We start from the raw sequence: 875 nt of genomic DNA, 5'->3' as shown, positions 1-875 counted from the left end.
ATGGCTAAAATTGACCGTCCTACCCAAGGGGTGATAACGTATTTGCAACAGCAGAATGCTTGGAATGCTCGTCCAGAAATACAGATAGCACGTGGCGTGAAGGACGGCATGGTTCTTGCCGGTTCGCTAGTTACGATAAAATCACCAGTTGTAACGAATGTATTAGGTAATCCTGTGGTTCTTAATACAGCAAGTGGATTGACTGCTAATGCCACAGCTCAATTTGTAGTAGGTCAACCGTTTAACTGGATAGAGTTTATAAGTACGGGAATAACTTCAGCTATGACAACGGGAATGCCCTTGGGCAAAACGCTTATTGTGAATGCTGGAATGGGGGCTGCCACGAGTTTTGCTGTCAAGGGAAATATACCTCAGGACACAGCGTTATCCGTTCTTGGGGGTGTGGCAGGAGAAAAACTACCGAATCCTATATTGAAAATTTACACTCCAGAGATGCTTCAAAAGTTTCCTGATATTTACAAAATGCTCTTTATGAATCAAAAGGAAAGTAGGTAATGTCTCCCATGGTTATAGCATTTCGTATTCTTCGACGATGTGCAATGTTATTTTTATTCGCAGTAGTTTTATCCGAGATATCCATTCTTCTTTACCTTTCTCGAGAAAAAGGTATTGACTATGTATTTTCTAATTTTCTGATGATTCAGAAGAATATTTTAATACTGAACATTAAGAAAGGATTTTGGTTAGTACTTATGGGAGATTTTATCGGAGGCAGCTTTTTTAGATATATTTACAATCTTAAAGAGGATGATTCAAGGAGGTAGTAATGATAAAGGCTTTACCCTATGTCTGCCGAATAATAGTTTCACTATCAAGTGTTTTCTTTGCTATGACACTATCCGCTTTGATGAGTG

At 38.9% G+C, this 875-nt stretch carries 1 protein-coding gene; it reads left to right on the top strand.

The annotated features are described in order from the left end of the window. The coding region (locus HKX39_RS10575; RefSeq protein WP_216605104.1) for a hypothetical protein at positions 1-516 on the top strand (516 nt) is incomplete at its 5' end. Between the last annotated feature and the right edge of the window lie 359 nt (positions 517-875).

The organism is Pelistega suis, assembly GCF_013133795.1.
Lineage (GTDB): Bacteria > Pseudomonadota > Gammaproteobacteria > Burkholderiales > Burkholderiaceae_B > Taylorella > Taylorella suis.
Note: the sequence above shows the minus strand (reverse complement) of the source record. Positions and strands in the feature narration are given on the sequence as shown.